Origin of the sequence: Gracilibacillus caseinilyticus (assembly GCF_022919115.1) — a bacterium.
Classification (GTDB): Bacteria; Bacillota; Bacilli; order Bacillales; family Amphibacillaceae; genus Gracilibacillus; species Gracilibacillus caseinilyticus.
The window spans coordinates 3496312-3513043 of the sequence record NZ_CP095072.1; the positions used below are offsets into that span (position 1 = coordinate 3496312).

General features: G+C 37.7%; 17 protein-coding genes and 1 pseudogene. All 18 read right to left on the minus strand.

Annotated elements, in window-relative coordinates:
- The gene (gene cysK, locus MUN88_RS16730) at positions 1–915 is read right to left on the minus strand and encodes a cysteine synthase A (RefSeq protein ID WP_244717058.1); all 915 of its coding nucleotides are present in this window, start codon (positions 913–915) and stop codon (positions 1–3) included.
- 68 nt (positions 916–983) lie between these two features.
- The gene (locus MUN88_RS16735) at positions 984–1292 is read right to left on the minus strand and encodes a putative quinol monooxygenase (protein ID WP_244717060.1); all 309 of its coding nucleotides are present in this window, start codon (positions 1290–1292) and stop codon (positions 984–986) included.
- A gap of 209 nt (positions 1293–1501) precedes the next feature.
- Positions 1502–2206, minus strand: coding sequence for a LutC/YkgG family protein (locus tag MUN88_RS16740; RefSeq protein WP_244717062.1), 705 nt, complete (start codon positions 2204–2206; stop codon positions 1502–1504).
- On the minus strand, positions 2199–3632 hold the full coding sequence (locus tag MUN88_RS16745) for a LutB/LldF family L-lactate oxidation iron-sulfur protein (RefSeq protein ID WP_244717064.1): 1434 nt from the start codon (positions 3630–3632) through the stop codon (positions 2199–2201). The genes MUN88_RS16740 and MUN88_RS16745 overlap by 8 nt, the downstream gene beginning before the upstream one ends.
- Positions 3632–4357: a (Fe-S)-binding protein gene (locus MUN88_RS16750; RefSeq protein ID WP_244717066.1), complete on the minus strand. Its 726-nt coding sequence runs from the start codon at positions 4355–4357 to the stop codon at positions 3632–3634. The genes MUN88_RS16745 and MUN88_RS16750 overlap by 1 nt, the downstream gene beginning before the upstream one ends.
- A 157-nt stretch (positions 4358–4514) precedes the next feature.
- Positions 4515–6581 carry a bifunctional aldolase/short-chain dehydrogenase gene (locus tag MUN88_RS16755; RefSeq protein WP_244717068.1) on the minus strand — a complete coding sequence of 689 codons (2067 nt, stop codon included), beginning with the start codon at positions 6579–6581 and terminating at the stop codon, positions 4515–4517.
- Positions 6582–6697: 116 nt separating this feature from the next.
- On the minus strand, positions 6698–7957 hold the full coding sequence (gene rhaA / locus MUN88_RS16760; protein ID WP_244717070.1) for an L-rhamnose isomerase: 1260 nt from the start codon (positions 7955–7957) through the stop codon (positions 6698–6700).
- A gap of 16 nt (positions 7958–7973) precedes the next feature.
- A complete protein-coding gene (rhaB, locus tag MUN88_RS16765; RefSeq protein WP_440136855.1) occupies positions 7974–9374 on the minus strand; it encodes a rhamnulokinase in 1401 nt (466 codons plus the stop codon).
- 258 nt (positions 9375–9632) lie between these two features.
- Complete coding sequence (locus tag MUN88_RS16770) at positions 9633–10547, minus strand: endonuclease/exonuclease/phosphatase family protein (RefSeq protein WP_244717074.1); 915 nt, start codon at positions 10545–10547, stop codon at positions 9633–9635.
- Between the two features lie 318 nt (positions 10548–10865).
- Positions 10866–11504: a pyridoxamine 5'-phosphate oxidase family protein gene (locus tag MUN88_RS16775; RefSeq protein ID WP_244717076.1), complete on the minus strand. Its 639-nt coding sequence runs from the start codon at positions 11502–11504 to the stop codon at positions 10866–10868.
- Between the two features lie 317 nt (positions 11505–11821).
- Positions 11822–11956 carry a hypothetical protein gene (locus MUN88_RS21675; RefSeq protein ID WP_256463971.1) on the minus strand — a complete coding sequence of 45 codons (135 nt, stop codon included), beginning with the start codon at positions 11954–11956 and terminating at the stop codon, positions 11822–11824.
- Positions 11957–11980: 24 nt separating this feature from the next.
- Positions 11981–12334, minus strand: coding sequence for an RDD family protein (locus MUN88_RS16780; protein WP_369809894.1), 354 nt, complete (start codon positions 12332–12334; stop codon positions 11981–11983).
- Between the two features lie 138 nt (positions 12335–12472).
- A pseudogene (locus MUN88_RS16785) lies at positions 12473–12679 on the minus strand (class I SAM-dependent methyltransferase); the annotation flags it as partial.
- A complete protein-coding gene (locus MUN88_RS21895) occupies positions 12672–12875 on the minus strand; it encodes a GNAT family N-acetyltransferase (RefSeq protein WP_369809895.1) in 204 nt (67 codons plus the stop codon). The gene MUN88_RS21895 and the pseudogene MUN88_RS16785, both read right to left, overlap by 8 nt.
- 68 nt (positions 12876–12943) lie before the next feature.
- Entirely contained in the window at positions 12944–13432 is a 489-nt protein-coding gene (locus MUN88_RS16790; RefSeq protein WP_244717078.1) for a Clp protease N-terminal domain-containing protein, read from the minus strand.
- 393 nt (positions 13433–13825) lie between these two features.
- Complete coding sequence (locus tag MUN88_RS21900) at positions 13826–13966, minus strand: hypothetical protein (RefSeq protein WP_369809896.1); 141 nt, start codon at positions 13964–13966, stop codon at positions 13826–13828.
- A gap of 3 nt (positions 13967–13969) precedes the next feature.
- Positions 13970–14281, minus strand: a complete 312-nt coding sequence (locus MUN88_RS21905) for a class I SAM-dependent methyltransferase (RefSeq protein ID WP_369810001.1) — start codon at positions 14279–14281, stop codon at positions 13970–13972.
- A gap of 861 nt (positions 14282–15142) precedes the next feature.
- Positions 15143–16126 carry an AraC family transcriptional regulator gene (locus tag MUN88_RS16800; RefSeq protein WP_244717080.1) on the minus strand — a complete coding sequence of 328 codons (984 nt, stop codon included), beginning with the start codon at positions 16124–16126 and terminating at the stop codon, positions 15143–15145.
- Positions 16127–16732 lie beyond the last annotated feature (606 nt).

The following is a 16732-nucleotide window of genomic DNA, read 5'->3' on the forward strand; positions in this document are numbered from 1 at the left end:
TTAGAATAAATGCATACTCAAATACCGCTCTCCTGTATCCGGTGCAATACAAACAACTTTTTTGCCTGTTCCAAGTTTTTTGGCAACTTGAATAGCTGCAAATACAGCTGCACCGGCAGAAGGGCCAACGAAGATACCTTCCTCTGCTGCTAAACGTTTAAACGTATTAACAGCATCATTGTCAGCTATTTGAATAATTTCATCATATACGGTTGTATTGAGAATGTCCGGGACAAATCCTGGACTTGTCCCTACTAGTTTGTGTTTACCCGGCTTTCCGCCAGATAAAACAGGAGATCCTTCCGGTTCAACAACCGCAATATGTATATTGGGCAAACACTCTTTCAATGTTTCGCCAGTTCCGGTAATGGTCCCACCCGTTCCAGCAGTCGCTACAAATCCATCCAAATCTTGTTCCATCTGTTCTAATATTTCCATTGCCGTCGTAGTTCGATGAATAGCCGGATTCGCTAAATTCTCAAATTGTTGAGGCATGAAACTATCAGGGATTTCTGCAACTAATTCTTTCGCCTTTTGAATCGCGCCAGGCATTTTTTCCGAACTAGGTGTTAAGACTACTTCCGCTCCATATGCTTTCAATATATTGATTCGTTCTTTCGTCATATTGTCAGGCATAACTAGAATCGCTTTGTATCCTCTTGCAGCAGCTGTCATAGCTAGTCCGATCCCAGTGTTACCACTAGTCGGTTCAATGATCGTTGATTTTTCTGTAAGCAATCCTTCCTTTTCCGCTTCCACAATCATATTGTAGGCAGCACGATCCTTAACACTTTTCGAAGGATTAAACATTTCTAATTTTACATACACTTCAGCGGCATGCTCTGGTACAATTCGATTTAATTTCACAATCGGAGTATTTCCGATTAAATCTGTCATATTTTCATATACATTCATGGATTTACTTGATCCCCTTCCTAATACATCTACCAATATCATATCAACCAGCAAAGGAGAAATCCAATTTAGAGTCCTTTTCCACCTTCTACAGCAAAGGTATGGATTCGTTGCACATCTTTTAGAATAGGTTTTGCTTTTGCTATTAATTTTTGATTTACTTCAAGCGATAACGAGGCTTTGTGCGCATTGACAGAACGCCAAATTTCAAAAACGTAGACAGCTTCAGGATTTTCCTGTGCCGTTTGTATAACATATACTTTACAATCATCAATATATTCCATCGATGTTGCCGCTTCTAGTAAGATGCCTCTCAGCTTTTCCTGCTCCCCGCTATTAGCTGTAAATTCTGTCAATAAACCGAATTCACTCATCATCAATTCCACCTTTTTTACGATTTTTGATCTTAAATTGAAAACAGTATGTTATATACTAAGGAGTATTATAATCTTACCATAATGCAACTAATAAGACAGCGTTATCATCAAACATTAATCCAAATATAACGCTTATGTATAGGCAATTGCTCCTGCCATAAAAGAAGAACAGTCTTCTTCAGCTTCAAAGAGGACTGCTCTACGATATTTTATAAATCATCTACTACAATATATGCAGTGTGAATCGGCCCATGTACACCAACCACTAAGTTCATCTCAATATCCGCACTATTACTCGGACCAGTGATGAAGTTAATGCAGGATGCAATATCTTTTCCATCTTCGGCTAACTCATGAATCAAATCGGTAGCTTGTGTCATTCGTTTCACAATCGAAGACTTTGGCACAATTGCAACATAGTTCGTCGGGAGTAAGCTGATCGAACGTCCTTGGAATTTCTCATTTAACAAAACGACCGTTCCTGATTCAGCCAATGTCATATCACTGAACGTAATCCCGACATCTGCTTTTTCCGCAAATTCTACAGATCCATTTCTATCCTGATTATCCCATTTGCAGGAATCTAGTTCTTCCATATACTTGTCTAGTCCAACATTAGTAAATCGAGAATCATCCGGATATATAACTGATGACGATGCATATTGCTCCATAATAGATGAAATCGTATCTGCTAAATCGTTTGTAGTTGTTTGAAAAAAGTCAGTGTGAATTTCCTTGCATTGCTCTCGCAATACTGTTACTAATTGATCCTGATCATATCCCACTAGCACGTTCTTTTGAGGGGTTACAGACCACTGAGGTTTCTCGATCGGCTTATCAGCTGAAATACCTCCAATTTTTTCACGGACATTAGCCAAAAATGAGTCTCGATTTGTAATACTTCCTTTAGGCATTTTTGTCACCCCGCTTCTCGCGATTAGCAAACCAGTCTCGGAATCGTTCATTTGCTGGCATTGGAAAATCTCTGGCATGGGTCCAATGCTTCAATGGCCCAGGTCCTTTGGAGATTACATTATTTTTGGCAAAAGGTGTCGTGAGAAATGGCGCCATTTTGGTCGCTGTTCGATAAAAATTGGCGGAATGCATCACTTGTTCAAAACCTTTCATAACAAAACGCTCTGCCAACGGTGTTCGTTTTTCCTCTTCGACAATTTTTTTTCGGTGCATAATCAGTTGTTCATGTAATGGAATTTTTACAGGACAAGCTTCTGTACATGCTCCGCATAAGGAAGAAGCATAAGGCAATTCTTTGTACTCATCATAATCCGATAATAACGGCGATAACACGGCACCAATTGGCCCCGGATAAATTGAACCATATGCATGCCCGCCGACATGGCGATAAACGGGGCAAACATTGATACAGGCTGCACAGCGGATACAATGCAACGCTTCCTGAAATTCTGTCCCTAAAATTTTGGAACGGCCATTATCTACAATGACAAGGTGAAATTCTTCAGGACCGTCTGCTTCCCCTTCTTGTTTCGGACCAGTTAATGCAGTAATATAACTTGTCAGCTTCTGACCAACTGCTGCTCGTGTTAATAAACTGACCACAATATCTAACTCTTCCCAGCCTGGGACAATTCGTTCCATCCCCATTACAGTAATTTGTGTTTTCGGAAGTGTAGACACCATCCGAGCATTTCCTTCATTGGTTACTAATGCAAAGGAGCCGGATTCCGCTACTGCAAAGTTACAGCCGGTAATACCTAGATCCGCCTCTAAAAATTCTTCACGAAGTTTTTCACGTGCAAATAACGCTAATTCTTCCGGCTTTTCAGATTTTAAATAGCTTAATTTTTCCTTGAATACATCACGGATTTGCTCTTTATTTTTGTGCAGTGCTGGTGCAACGATATGGGATGGTGGATCGTGATCGTCGATTTGCAGAATGTATTCTCCTAAATCGGTTTCAATTACTTCGCAACCTATTTCCTCCAATGCTTCATTCATCGAGATTTCTTCGGTTACCATTGATTTGGATTTCGCAATTTTCTTTGCGTCTTTCTCTTTGGCAATTTTTTTGATATATTCATTTGCCTCTTCGCCAGTTTCCGCAAAGAAGACATGTCCACCCAACTCAGCGACTTTCTCGCTTAACTGGTGCAAGTAGTAATCTAAATGCTCAATCGTATGACTGCGTATTTCCGATCCAAGTGTTCTCCAGTCTTCCCAATCACCTAATTCTTCTGACGCGGTTGCCTTTTTGTCTCTTAGTCTTCCTTGAGCCGAGCGAACAGCACCACGCATGAAATCATCTTCAATTCCTTTTGTTACCCTTTTTTTAAAGTCTTTTTCCCCAATGTGCATCGGCATTATACGTCACCTCTGCTATTTAATATTTCTGCAATATGTTTTACTTCTACCGGACTTCCGTTACGAGACAATCTTCCTCCGATATTCATCAGACAACTGCCATCCGCACCTAATAATAAATTCGCCTTCGTTTCTTCAATATGATGTACTTTTTCGTCGACCATCTGCTCCGAAATATCACTCATCTTCACGGAAAAAGTTCCCCCAAATCCACAACAATCATGACGGTTAGGTAAATCAATCATCTCTAACCCTTTGACATTGTTTAAAAGGCGAAATGGTGCTTCGTTCACCTTTAATAACCGTGTCATGTGACAAGATGTGTGGTAGGTTGCAACCGCATCGTAACTGGCGCCTACATCCTCTACTCCAAGTAGGTCCACAATAAATTGTGTTAATTCATATGTTTTTTCTTTTAATTTGATTGCTCGTTGCTGCCATTCAGAACCTTCTTCGAATAAGTGCACATATTCGTGAATCATGTAAACACATGAGCCAGAGATACCGACAACATACTCAGCATGTTCAAATGTTTCGACCAAATGCTTTGCCACTTCTATTGTTTCTCTCTGATAACCACTGTTATAAGCAGGCTGACCGCAACACGTTTGTGTTCTAGGAAAATCAACCTCACATCCAAGATGTTCTAATAATTCGACAGCAGCTTTGCCTGCATTGACATAGAACATATCCCCTAAACATGTGATGAAAAATGATACTTTCATTTTGTATACTCCCCTTTTAGGAACATCGCAATCCTCTTGCAATCTATTTTAACAGCTATCCGCTAATAAGAGAATGGATAAACCCTCCTAAAGAGGGTTTATCCATTTCCAATCATTATCCTGGGCTAACTGTTTAGTAAGACAGTACAGTCTCACATTATCTAGTGAAGGCTGCTGCGACCCCACCATCAACCGTTACCATACAACCAGTTGTTTTGGCTGCTTTGGAGGATGCTAGGAATGCAATTGATTCTGCAATATCCTCTGGTAAAATATTCACGTTTAAAATCGTACGTTTACGATAATGCTCTTCTAAATCATCTGTACCAATCCCGTAAGAAGAAGCACGCTCTTTCTTCCAGGATGAATCCCAAATCTTAGATCCACGGATAACGGCATCTGGTAATACGGAATTAACACGGATTCCAAGTGAACCACCATCTGCTGCAATTGTTCTTGCTAAGTGAACCTCAGCAGCTTTTGCTGTACTGTATGCTGCTGCATTCTTTCCGGCATAAATGGAGTTCTTAGAACCGATAAATACCATGCTTCCACCGATTTCTTGTTCCTTCATTAGCTTGAATACTTCACGTGCAACAAGGAAATAACCAGTTACTAATACGTTGATATTTAGATTCCATTGATCCATTGTTGTTTCTTCAAATGGTGCAGAGCTAGCTAATCCAGCGTTGTTCACTAAAATATCAATTCCCCCGTACTGTCGGATAGAAGTCGCTAATGCTTCCTGCACTTCTTCTTCTTTTGTTACGTCCATCTTTACCGCAAGTGCTCGGTTTGCTCCGTACTTTTCGTTTACTTCATTTGCAAGGCTTTCTGCACCTTCTAAGTTAATATCAGCAATCACAACGTGTGCACCTTCATTAAGCAAACGATACGTAGTAGCAGAACCGATTCCACCAGCACCACCTGTTACAAATGCTATTTGACGAGAAAATTCTGCTTCTGGCGGAGCTAAGCTTAATTTATATAATTCTAATGGCCAGTATTCGATCAAATAGGATTCCTCTTCATTTAGTGACACAAAGTTACCAAGAACTGTCGCACCGCTCATTACCGCTATAGCGCGATGATACAATTGTTCACTAATATTTGCTGACTTCCAATCCTTACCGGTATTCACCATACCTAAACCAGGAATTAGAATAATACGTGGAGCTGTTTCTACGATTTGATCGCCTTCACTCTTATTTCTTTCAAAGTAAGCAACATACTCTTCTTTATACGCTGCTACTCCTGTTTTGATTTGTTCTTTTAGTGTATTAATATCACCGGACTGTGGATCCCAATCAATGAATAACGGTACACGTTTTGTATGGACTAAGTGGTCCGGGCATGCTGCGCCAACTTGGGAAAGCTCTTCTGCATCATGACTGTTAACAAATTCTAATACTTTGGTATCATCATTGTAAGTCGTAAGCATTTTCTTATCATTGCTAACTTGTCCACGAATGACTGGCATGATTTCTGCAAAAAGATTTTTTCTTTCATCATCAGATAGTGACTGGTATTTTGCACCACCAAACAGTGCCTGGTCCTCTGCTTTTTGATTAATAAAGCTTTCAGCCTCGTTAATCACTTCAATTGTTTTATTGTAGCTTTCTGTCGATGTTTCGCCCCATGTAACCAGTCCATGTTTCTCCATGATAACTAATTCAGCATTCGGGTTATTCTTTACACCTTCAGCAATCATTTTAGATAATTTGAAACCAGGACGGATGTACGGTACCCATACAAATCGATCTCCATAGATTTCTTCTGCAATTTCTTTTCCGTTATCTGCACAAGCAATGCTGATAATCGCATCTGGATGCGTATGATCTACTTGCTTAAATGGTAGAAATGCATGAAGTAATGTTTCTATCGAAGAACGTGGATGCTTGGCATCAATCATACAATGTGATAGATATTCCACCATTTCTTCATCAGACATGTCTTCTCTTTCTAGTAATGGACGAATATCATCTAGTTTTAAACCAGTGAAATTGTGAGATTTCATCGTAGCTAAATCAGATCCGCTACCTTTCACCCACATAACTTCGATGTCGTCCCCTTTAAAGTCCTTTTCGATTGTTTTAGAAGACGTATTACCTCCACCGATATTGACTACTGCGCGATCTGATCCTAGAAGATTAGAACGGTATACTAGTGTTTCTAACCCTTCTCCTTGTGTTACTTGACTATCGTCCCATTTGTTTTGTACCAATGAAATTTCCTCCCCTAGCCATCTTTGTTTTGTTTGATTTAGTTGGTTGTTTCTGTTTTTATTATACTACAAACCAAAAATAAATCAACACAAACAAAGACGATTACCGTTTATTATTAGCTGTTACGCTTAGATAAAACGTTTTCTTCGTATTCTTTTACTTCTTGTAACCAGTTCTCTTGAGCCGGAACTCCCATTTGCTCACAATAATGATCCCAAATCGCACCGAATGGATAGGTTTTAAATTCTTCCATTAAGGCAAGGCGATCTGTGAAGTTACCTTCTTCTTGTAACTGTTTTAAATGTTCATTAGGTAATAATAGTGCATATAATAATGATTTGATCATATTACGTGTTCCGATTGTCCATGCCGCTACACGATTGATACTGGCATCGAAGAAATCCAGCCCGATCATGACTTTATCCAATGCATCGTTGCGAACAATCTCTAAACCGATTTCGCGCAATTCATCATCAAGAATTACTACATGGTCACTGTCCCAACGAACTGGACGTGATACGTGCAATGCAAGTTTATCGCTAAATAATAGTAATGATGAAATTTTGTTTGAAATAACTTCTGTTGGATGGTAATGTCCGGAATCTAGCAAGCACAATTTATTATTTTTCATTGCATAGCTCATATAAAACTCATGGGAACCAACTACATAAGCTTCTGAACCAATACCGAACAGTTTACTTTCCACCGCATCGATATTTAATGATTCATCCACATCTGCAGCAAAAATTTCATCTAATGAATCTTTTAAACGCTTACGCGGTGTTAACCGGTCACTAGGAATATCTTTATACCCATCTGGAATCCAAATATTATTTAAAGCGGGCTGACCTAATTCGCGAGCAAAATATTCGCCAATTTTGCGTGATTGAATGCAGTGCTGGATCCAGAAATCACGAATTTCTTTATCTGGATGAGCTAATGTTAAGCCGTCTGCTGCCTTAGGGTGTGAGAATAAAGTCGGATTAAAATCAAGTCCTAAATCGTTTTCTTTTGCCCACTTTACCCAGTTCTCAAAATGTTTAGGTTCCAATTCATTCCGATCAACCACTTGTCCATTTGTTTCTGCATAAATAGCATGCAGATTTATCTTGTGCTTACCAGGAATAAGCGATAACGCTTTCTCCAAGTCACTACGTAACTCTTCAGGAGTTGTTGCTTTTCCAGGATAATCTCCTGTTACATCAATTCCACCTGATAATTCTTGCTGATCTACTTCAAATCCGCCAATGTCATCGCCTTGCCAGCAATGGATCGAAATCGGTACCTTTTTTAGTTTGGCAAACGCATCTTCTACAGATACTCCCCATTTTTCATATTGTGCTTTTGCTCTTTCGAAATTTTCTTTTACGCTCATTATCGTCACCTCTTCATTAAAATTTTTGAATATCAAATGAATTATTGATAATCTCTTTGGATGCTTCTATCGTTGGTAATTGTCCAGTCGCTAACATTTGAGCAATTAAATTACCAATTGCCGTTGCTTCGGATGGTCCTGTGAAAATAGATTTACCAGAAACTTCTGCTAATTTTTTATTCATGTAATTATTTTTACTTCCACCGCCAATGATATGAATAGAGTTGTAGGTTTTGCCTGTTAGTTCTTCAATTTCTTTAGCGGTTTCATCATAACATTCAACTAAACTGTCATAAATACACTTTGCAAATTGTCCTGGTGTTTCTGGTAGCTGCTGATTAGTCTCCTGGCAGTACTCTTGAATAACTTGTTTCATACTCTCAGGGCTTAAGAATCGCTGATCATTGACATCGACCTTCGAAGTGAAATTCGCTTCCTGTTCAACGAGCTCAACAAACTCGGCAAAGCTGTACTGTTCGTTATATTCCCTTCTAACCTCTTGTATCATCCAAAGCCCCATAATGTTTTTCAGAAAGCGAATGTTCTCGCTTGCTCCACCTTCATTAGTGAAATTATACTGAAACGCTTGTGGTGAACTGATTGGTGAATCATGCTCCACACCCATTAACGACCAAGTACCTGAACTAATGTAAATCGTATCTTGTGCTGGTACGGATACAACTGCAGATGCAGTATCGTGTGTCCCAGGTAATACAACATCTAGATTAAAACCAAGTTCTTTCTGCAGTTCATCGGTAAGGGAGCCGATCGACTGCATCGGCATCGTCGGTTCGGAAAATAGCTTATCTGGTATTCCGATCTTCTCAAGAAATGCTTTTTCCCATTGTTGGGTACCTGCATTCAATAACTGAGTAGTTGTTGCATTGGTATATTCGTTCGTTATTTTTCCTGTTAGTAAATAATGCAGATAATCAGGCACCATTAAAAAATAGGCTGCTTTATCAAAAATTTCAGGACTTTCCTGCTTTAACGCATGCAACTGATAGATTGTATTAAAGGGTTGAAACTGAATCCCTGTTTGTTGGTATATTTCTTGCTGATCAATGCGCTGAAACACTTTCTCCATGGATCCATCTGTTCGATGATCGCGATAAGCAACAGCGTCAGTAATTCTGTTTTTCTGCTCATCTAAAAGGACGAAGTCAACTGCCCATGTATCAATCCCGACAGTCTGAGGCTGATACTTCATTTCAACACTCTTTCTTAGACCTGTTTTAATTTCGCTAAATAATCGGTCAATATCCCAACACAGGTGTCCATCTTTTTTGATCATATTATTGTCAAACCGATGAATCTCTTCAAGCAACAGCTGATTATTCTCAAGATAACCAGCAATAACCCGACCACTGGAAGCACCGATATCAACAGCTAAATTACATTTTTGCAATAGGTTCACTCCTTTATGAAAGCGGTTTATACATTAATCATAAACGAATGAGAAATAAGATTTAATATCGAAAATTATTTTATTATTGTCTTTTTTTGCAACGCCCTTCAAATTACCAGGATTTGCATTAAAAACCCACTCGTTTTTTTGCCAAAGTATATAAGAAGTCTTACTAAACTCTATTTTTTAATAATTGTACCTTATTCATCTTTCTGGCTACTAAAAAAGAGAGACAAGCTACTGGTTGATTGTCTCTCTTTCTGCTATTTAATAGGATATTGTTAGATTTGAGATTACTGGATAATGATCACTTGGGAATTGTCCATTTTTATAATCGTTGATGATCTTCGTTTTATGTGTGAATATGTTCCCCTTGCCCAATACCCAATCTATGCGGCTATCAGGACCTCCGCCTGTTCTATCATCGAAACCGTTGAAAGTACCGAGATTTTCATTAATGGTGACATTTGCCGTTTTAAGTAAATCGTCGAAAGCACCTTCACTTGTCAGCGTCTCATATGGAATGCTATCAGGACTTGCGTTAAAATCTCCAGTTAACAATACTGGCAGTTCTGGGTCGAATTCTTTTATCTTTTCATTGATCAATACCGCACTCTTTTCTCTAGCGTTTGCAGATTGGTGATCGAAATGAGTGTTCACTACATAGAAGCTTTGTTTGCTCTCTTGATCAAAGAATTTTGCCCAAGTAACCATACGCGGTATACTGTTTCCCCAGCTTGTTGAGCCTATAACATCTGGCGTATCTGATAACCAAAAATGATCATACTCTAGAGGAATATAGCGATGTTCATTATAAAATATAGCTGAATACTCTCCTTTACTTCTACTTCCTCCTTCTCGCCCTAATCCAATCCAACTGTAATGATTTAACGTTTTTTCTAAATCCGTTATTTGCTGATAGACTGCCTCTTGAGTGCCTATAATGTCTGGGTGATTTTTTCGTATAAGTTTTTTAATAGCCGGAAGTCTCTCTTCCCAAGTATGTGGCGACGGGTCACTGTCATTTAAATACCTTAGGTTATACGTCATAACATTTAACTGTACTTCTGAAGCTGCTGCAGATTTTTCTGAAGCTTCTAATTTTGATGTACCTAGAAATACATTACTCGCTAATACTGTGACCAAACTACAAAGGATAATAGAATAGAATATTTTTTTCAACTTGATTTCCTCCTTTTTGTTTTACAATTACAGTGTAACGAGTACTTGTAAAGCCATTATTAATTTCTATTTTCATTTTGATAAAAAATAGAATTAACGGAGGAAATCCCATCCTAATAAGGGATTGAAAGGAAAAATTGAGAATATGATTCTATTAAATGTTAGTGTTTTGTAAAAATTCCAGATATAAAATGCCCATCAAATACTGAACTTTCTTTGTTTTTCTATGTTTTTACATTTGATTAGTTAATCACTACTATTAATGTTTCATCACAGATTAAATCAATTGGTATGAAACAAAAAAGTCCTGTTTTCCTATTAATATAATTTATTTGTATAACTTATTTGCAATCTGTTAGAGATAGATTCTTCCGTCATGCCCGGAAGCTTAGCATGTTCGGAAACTATTTTTGCAGCAGAGGGTAATGTTGTTCTATCCAGCCAAGTCTCTGGATTCCATAACTTAGAACGGATTAATGCTTTCGCACAATGAATAAAACATTCATCTACCTCCACTCCAATACCAAGGATCGGGCTTTTTCCACGACACTTCATCTCGTTGAGTAATACTTCGTCTGTTACTAATGTTGCTTTACCGTTTACTCTTAAGGTTTCTCCTAATCCTGGAATAAAGAAAATCAAACTGATAGCGGGATGTGATAAAATATTTCGCATGGAGTCTATTCTCTTATTTCCTGGACGTTCCGGAATGATAAGATGTTTTTCATCTAATACTTTGACAAAACCGATCTCATCCCCTCGGGGTGAAGCATCACTAAAACCCGATTCGTTCATAGTACCCATAACCAGAAAAGGTGATTTGCTAATAAAATCTTTACAATTCGAATCTAAATGGTTTATCACTTTATTATTAACTAAATCACTTGGAAAACCAACTAGTGATCGAAGTTCTTCTTCTGTTTTTATTGTTTCACCGAAAGGATTTGTTTTATTCATTTGCTCACCTCTAAACTAAATAATGTACTATTTTCTTGAAGAATGTTATATCATAATTGTTCTATCTTACGGTCTTGACTTTTATTCACTTTTATTAACACCTATTATTAAACCAATCAACATTAATAGTGAGCCAATTATGTTGAAATTTTTCAGTAACAGAAAACCTCCAGAAACAGTTAGGTGCATACCGAATAACTGAAGTTGTATTACGGTTGGCTTTATAAAATCAAACAAATAAAAAATGAGCAAAAATATTATTGAAACCACTAATACACTAATGCCAATTATCTCTATCAAAATCTCACCCTATGCAATTAACCCTTCATCAATTGTGATTTTACCACAATATCATACAAGGATTGTTTCTTTTTGGTAAAAATGGCTGTCAATATATATGTGAATATCAGCGCATAGATAAATCCGCCAATCAGATAGTAAGCGAAAGGCACTGCTCCATCCCCTATATAAATCAGTCAATAAGTCAGGAAATGCGACAACTCCCAAGGTAAAAACTTTAGCAAGGTTCTTATAGTTATATGCAGTAGTGACAATGATTCTCCGTTATTCCCAACAACCCGGATACCTGTTTTTCTTTTTCCGTAGGACTGTTTACCAACCTTCGAATCACTAATTATAAAATAGAGTGAGACAGGAAAAGTCACCAGCAAAAAAACAGCAAATTGCGCCATTAGTAGTGAGCCCTGAAAGAAATGCTGCAAGGATGGAAAGAGATATACACTAATAATAAAGAGAACAGCCAGATATACAAGAATAAGTATGTAATCAATCATAAAAGCTTTGAATCGGAGTAGAAAGGAAGCATTCATCAACAAAACCTCTTTTCGATAGGAAATGTTCGAATAATTAAGATGTAACCTTATCTAACAAAGACTATAATTGGATGATGTAATTCATTCCAAAATTTGACCACTATTACATCTGACATCTAAAAGCAATACAACTCGTTATTCTTTCTTTGCATCTAAAATTAATGGACTAACCAGATGCTCACCCTGATTTCGCTTATCAAACTTTTTCGAACGGAAGATGAGTCCTTTTTTCTCATCCCAGTCATGATAGTGAAATTCACCTTCTTCGTCACAATACTCTACTAGTCTGACATTAAACCCAGCTGATTGGAACAGTTTAGATAGAGTTTGATAGTTATATATCTCTTAAACAATGATGGAGTAAAGAAAAACCAACTCCTTTTATTCTGTTTTGTGAGGAAACACCCATTGGTCCAAATAGTCCCTTTTTTTTCCTAACAATGTCGTAAGCAGCAAAGCCAATTATTTCGTCATGATCATCAAAAGCAATGTATATAGTTGTTTTTCCAGGCTTTATAGCATTTTGAGTTGTCTTCAACCAATCTTTGGCAAAATTTTTATTAATGAAATCATATAAATATTCATCATTCTTCGATGTTAACTTTTTTATGTTTTCAAGTAATTATCGGGAAATTGGTATTCTCTGAGAGAGGTTATCATATCTCGTGGTTTGGAAAGGTTGCGAACAATAATCGATCTAGTTTCATCGCTTAAAAAATTATCGAACAATGCAGAAAATATTAGTGCTTTCAATAAGTGTCCTTCATTTAGAAAAACTTGATGATATCTTTCCATATACTTTACTGCTTCGTCAAATATTTGATGAACATCCTTCGTTATCAGAACGCCTTCTTCATAATCATTTGAGGGCTTCTTTGACATATCATCTAGTAGCTTTGAGCCATTTCTCAAATGAATTAGATCAAAATCACATGTAAGAAATACCTCAGCAAGCGCTCCACTTCTTTCATTTACACTACCTAATAATAAGTGAAAAGGATTTAATAATTGGCACTCTGTCATTACCCTTTCTTTCTCAGCCAGCCTTATGATTCTTTGCACTCTGTCTGTGTATCGCCATTCTTTAACGCTCATTTCCATTCACCCCGGATTAACTAAGTATTCTTCATTCTTAATTTTATGCAGACTTAGAGGAATTCAATAAAAATAGTAGTATGAAAGTGATGAATAGAGCCTGGGCACCGCAAATTACTAAGTCAATCTTCCAATATGTTTTCCAAACGGAGACCATTTACCTCCCAATACACTAAATAGCCTTGCAATCTCAAAAACGCACAGCCATATACTGAAGAAAATAAATATTAGACCCATCATTTATCTCCTTTTATAATACAGTATATGATAAATTATTAAACTTGCTTTCTCGTAACTAACGTAAGTGCATTCGTTCTTAATAAAACTTGTTGATTATTTCTTTCAATTTGAAATTCAAGTGGTCTTACTGATTCTTTTAATATCTGCCAATCCTCATGGTAGATTTTGTTTAATTTCTTCTTCATACTTTCTGATGAGAGGATCTAACTTTTCTCCTGTCTCCATAAGTGTTTCTTCTACTTCCGTGTTTGCAATAATGCAATGAATACCGTCTACTTTAGTACCTACCGCCATCTTTTATAGCACTTCTTCCAAAATATCTTCTGATACAAGATGTTCCAGACTTGATACTGCTATAATAAGATCAAATTCATTCTCATTAATTGTATAATTGCCAATGTCAGACCTCACTGATTCAATGAATTCTTCCACTTCAAATTTATGACTGTAATATTCTAATTTTTCTATAGCAGATGGCAATAAATCAACACAGACAACTGTTCCTTTGTTTAACCGTTGGGCAATTGGAATACTGTTTCTTCCTACTCCACAACCCAAATCTAATACACGGACGTATCCTTGATCTTTTAGTAATGGCAATTGATTCATCACTGTCTGGACTGGTTTACTTAACCAAGATCCTTTTTCAAACAGCTTAAAATGATTATAAAAACTATCGTGATAATTCTTCTCTTCTTATGTAATCCAGTCTATCCATTTGATTCAGCTCCATCTCCAAATTCTAATTAACATTGAAGGCAATACAATTCACTATTTATCCATAAAGATTTTAAAATAGCTTTTCAGTTAAAAGGCTGGTGATATTTCTCTCGCATTTTTGAATAAAAAAGGCACCCTCCCATGTTCCACACCCCATCCTGAGAAGTACGCGACTTATCAAGAAAAAACGACTTTTACTTAATATTTTAACTAGCTATAATATAGATTATGTAAAGTGGAACTGTAATACAAGGGGGTTATTTTGATAGGTTTTATCTGCTTAGCAAAGCTCCGGAAATATGTTCCGCGTCCTGTGAGGGCGGCCTCAACTAGAAGCCCACTTTCCTGCGGGATTTTCGGACACGACTGATCTGACGGGAGTCTCCGCATATTTCCTATGCTTAAATAAAGAGCCACAACGATTGGAACAGATAAAAGCGGTGGTGCTAGGCATTATACATCTCTAGAATGATATGTAAATAGCGTTCCATATACTAACTGTCACACTAGTTGTAGAGCAAACACAATAGCGCAGGCCAACCACATAGACTCCCGTGGGATCAGCACGAGCTGAAGATCCACTTTGGAAAGAAAAGAATTTTCTTTCCAAAGTTAGCTGAAGCCGTGCCCCACAGGACGCGAAGTGGTTGGCCGGAGCGGTTTCCTAGCATTTGAACCATTTCAAAATGAATACTAAGCTAGTTTACATAATCTATATTATAAGAATCTATAAGCTGTAATGGCTGTTCGTTATTCCTCCATCAACTGTTTCTTATAGGCTTTGGGAGTCTTCCCATATTTTTGTTTAAATAACCGATAAAAATAGCTAATGTTTTCATAACCTACTTCTTCCGCAATGGCTTGCATCGAGAGATCACTGTACATTAATAAATTTTTGGCCACTAACAGTCGTTTTTCCTGAACGAGGTCTTTAAAGTTCTGTTTGGTAATCGCTTTTACTTGTTTGCTGACCCAATAGGCTGTTTGGTTTAATTTATTGGCCAGCGCATTTAAATTGGCATCCTGATAGTTATCCTCAATATAGCGGAACACCTCTGTCAAAAACGACTGATGATTAGTTTGAGAAGGATCTTGCTCAAACTGATTTGTTTGTTCAACTAGTTCTAAAATTAATAATCCCATCAAAAATTTTATTTTCGATTTGGACAGGATAGAATCTTCCATCATTTCCTTAAGAAGCTGGTCCATGATATCCTGTACTCTTTCTGACTCTGCAACTGGATAAAAAAGAAATTGTGCTGTCTGGTTATAGGAAAACATACTGCTCATCAGAAATTGGAGCATCTGGCTTTGAATAAATCCCGTCGATAAATTGGAAAGAATATAGTCAAAAAAAGCTGGGTGAATAATGAAATTGATGACGATATCTTCCTTACCACAAGCAGAAAGTTCATGATCGATGTACTGATTCAGTAATAGAATATCGCCTTGTTTCAAGTTAATTTTCTTATCTGCTACCTGCTGCTGAAAAGAACCGTGAAATACATAATTCATTTCGATATAATCATGTGAATGTCTGGGAAAATCAATATACCTGGGATGCTTACGGATCATAATTAGATCGTCTTTGAGAAATTTTTCACTTTGGATGACGAAATCTGATGTTAAATCCGTATAAATTTGTTTGTTCACAGCCTGATTGCCCTCTAATATGGCCAATTCTTCATCCGTTTCTTTCATTAAATCTTGATATAGCTCTCGATCCAACTGCATCGCTCCTGTTCAGAAGTATTAAAAACTAGGCTAGGAAGCCGCCTGGTCGTAATGAACTAAAATATCCACAGCTTCCTATAATACGGATTATATCAACTAGCTAGACCATTTATCGATACGACCATTTTGAAATGGAGTATGTGCTAGTATACCGCTTCGCCCAACCACTCCGCGTCCTGCGGGGCACGGCTGAAGCTAACTTTGTGAAGAAGGGCACTTCACAAAGTGGATTTTCAGCACCTGCACAATCCCGCGGGAGTCTACGTGGTTGGCCTACGCTAGGGTTGGTACTCTACAACTTTTGAAAGAGGTAGGATTTTGAGCGCATCCATAATTGTATAATAATAGCGTTCGATAGAATAACATATGCTAGCACCACTGCTTTTAGCTGTTGTGGTACTTCCCTTAAGCGTAGGAAATATGCGGAGACTCCTCATGCGTCAGCGCGAGCTGAAGATCCTCTGTGCCTGTGTCTACTAGTATTGCTTCAAAGCAAGCTTCCTCGGCACAAGGCAGCAAAGAAGTTGTTCAAGTAGTAGCCCTAGCTGAGGCTGTGCCCACAAAACGCGGAGCATATTTCCGGAGCTTTGCAAAGCAGATGAAGTC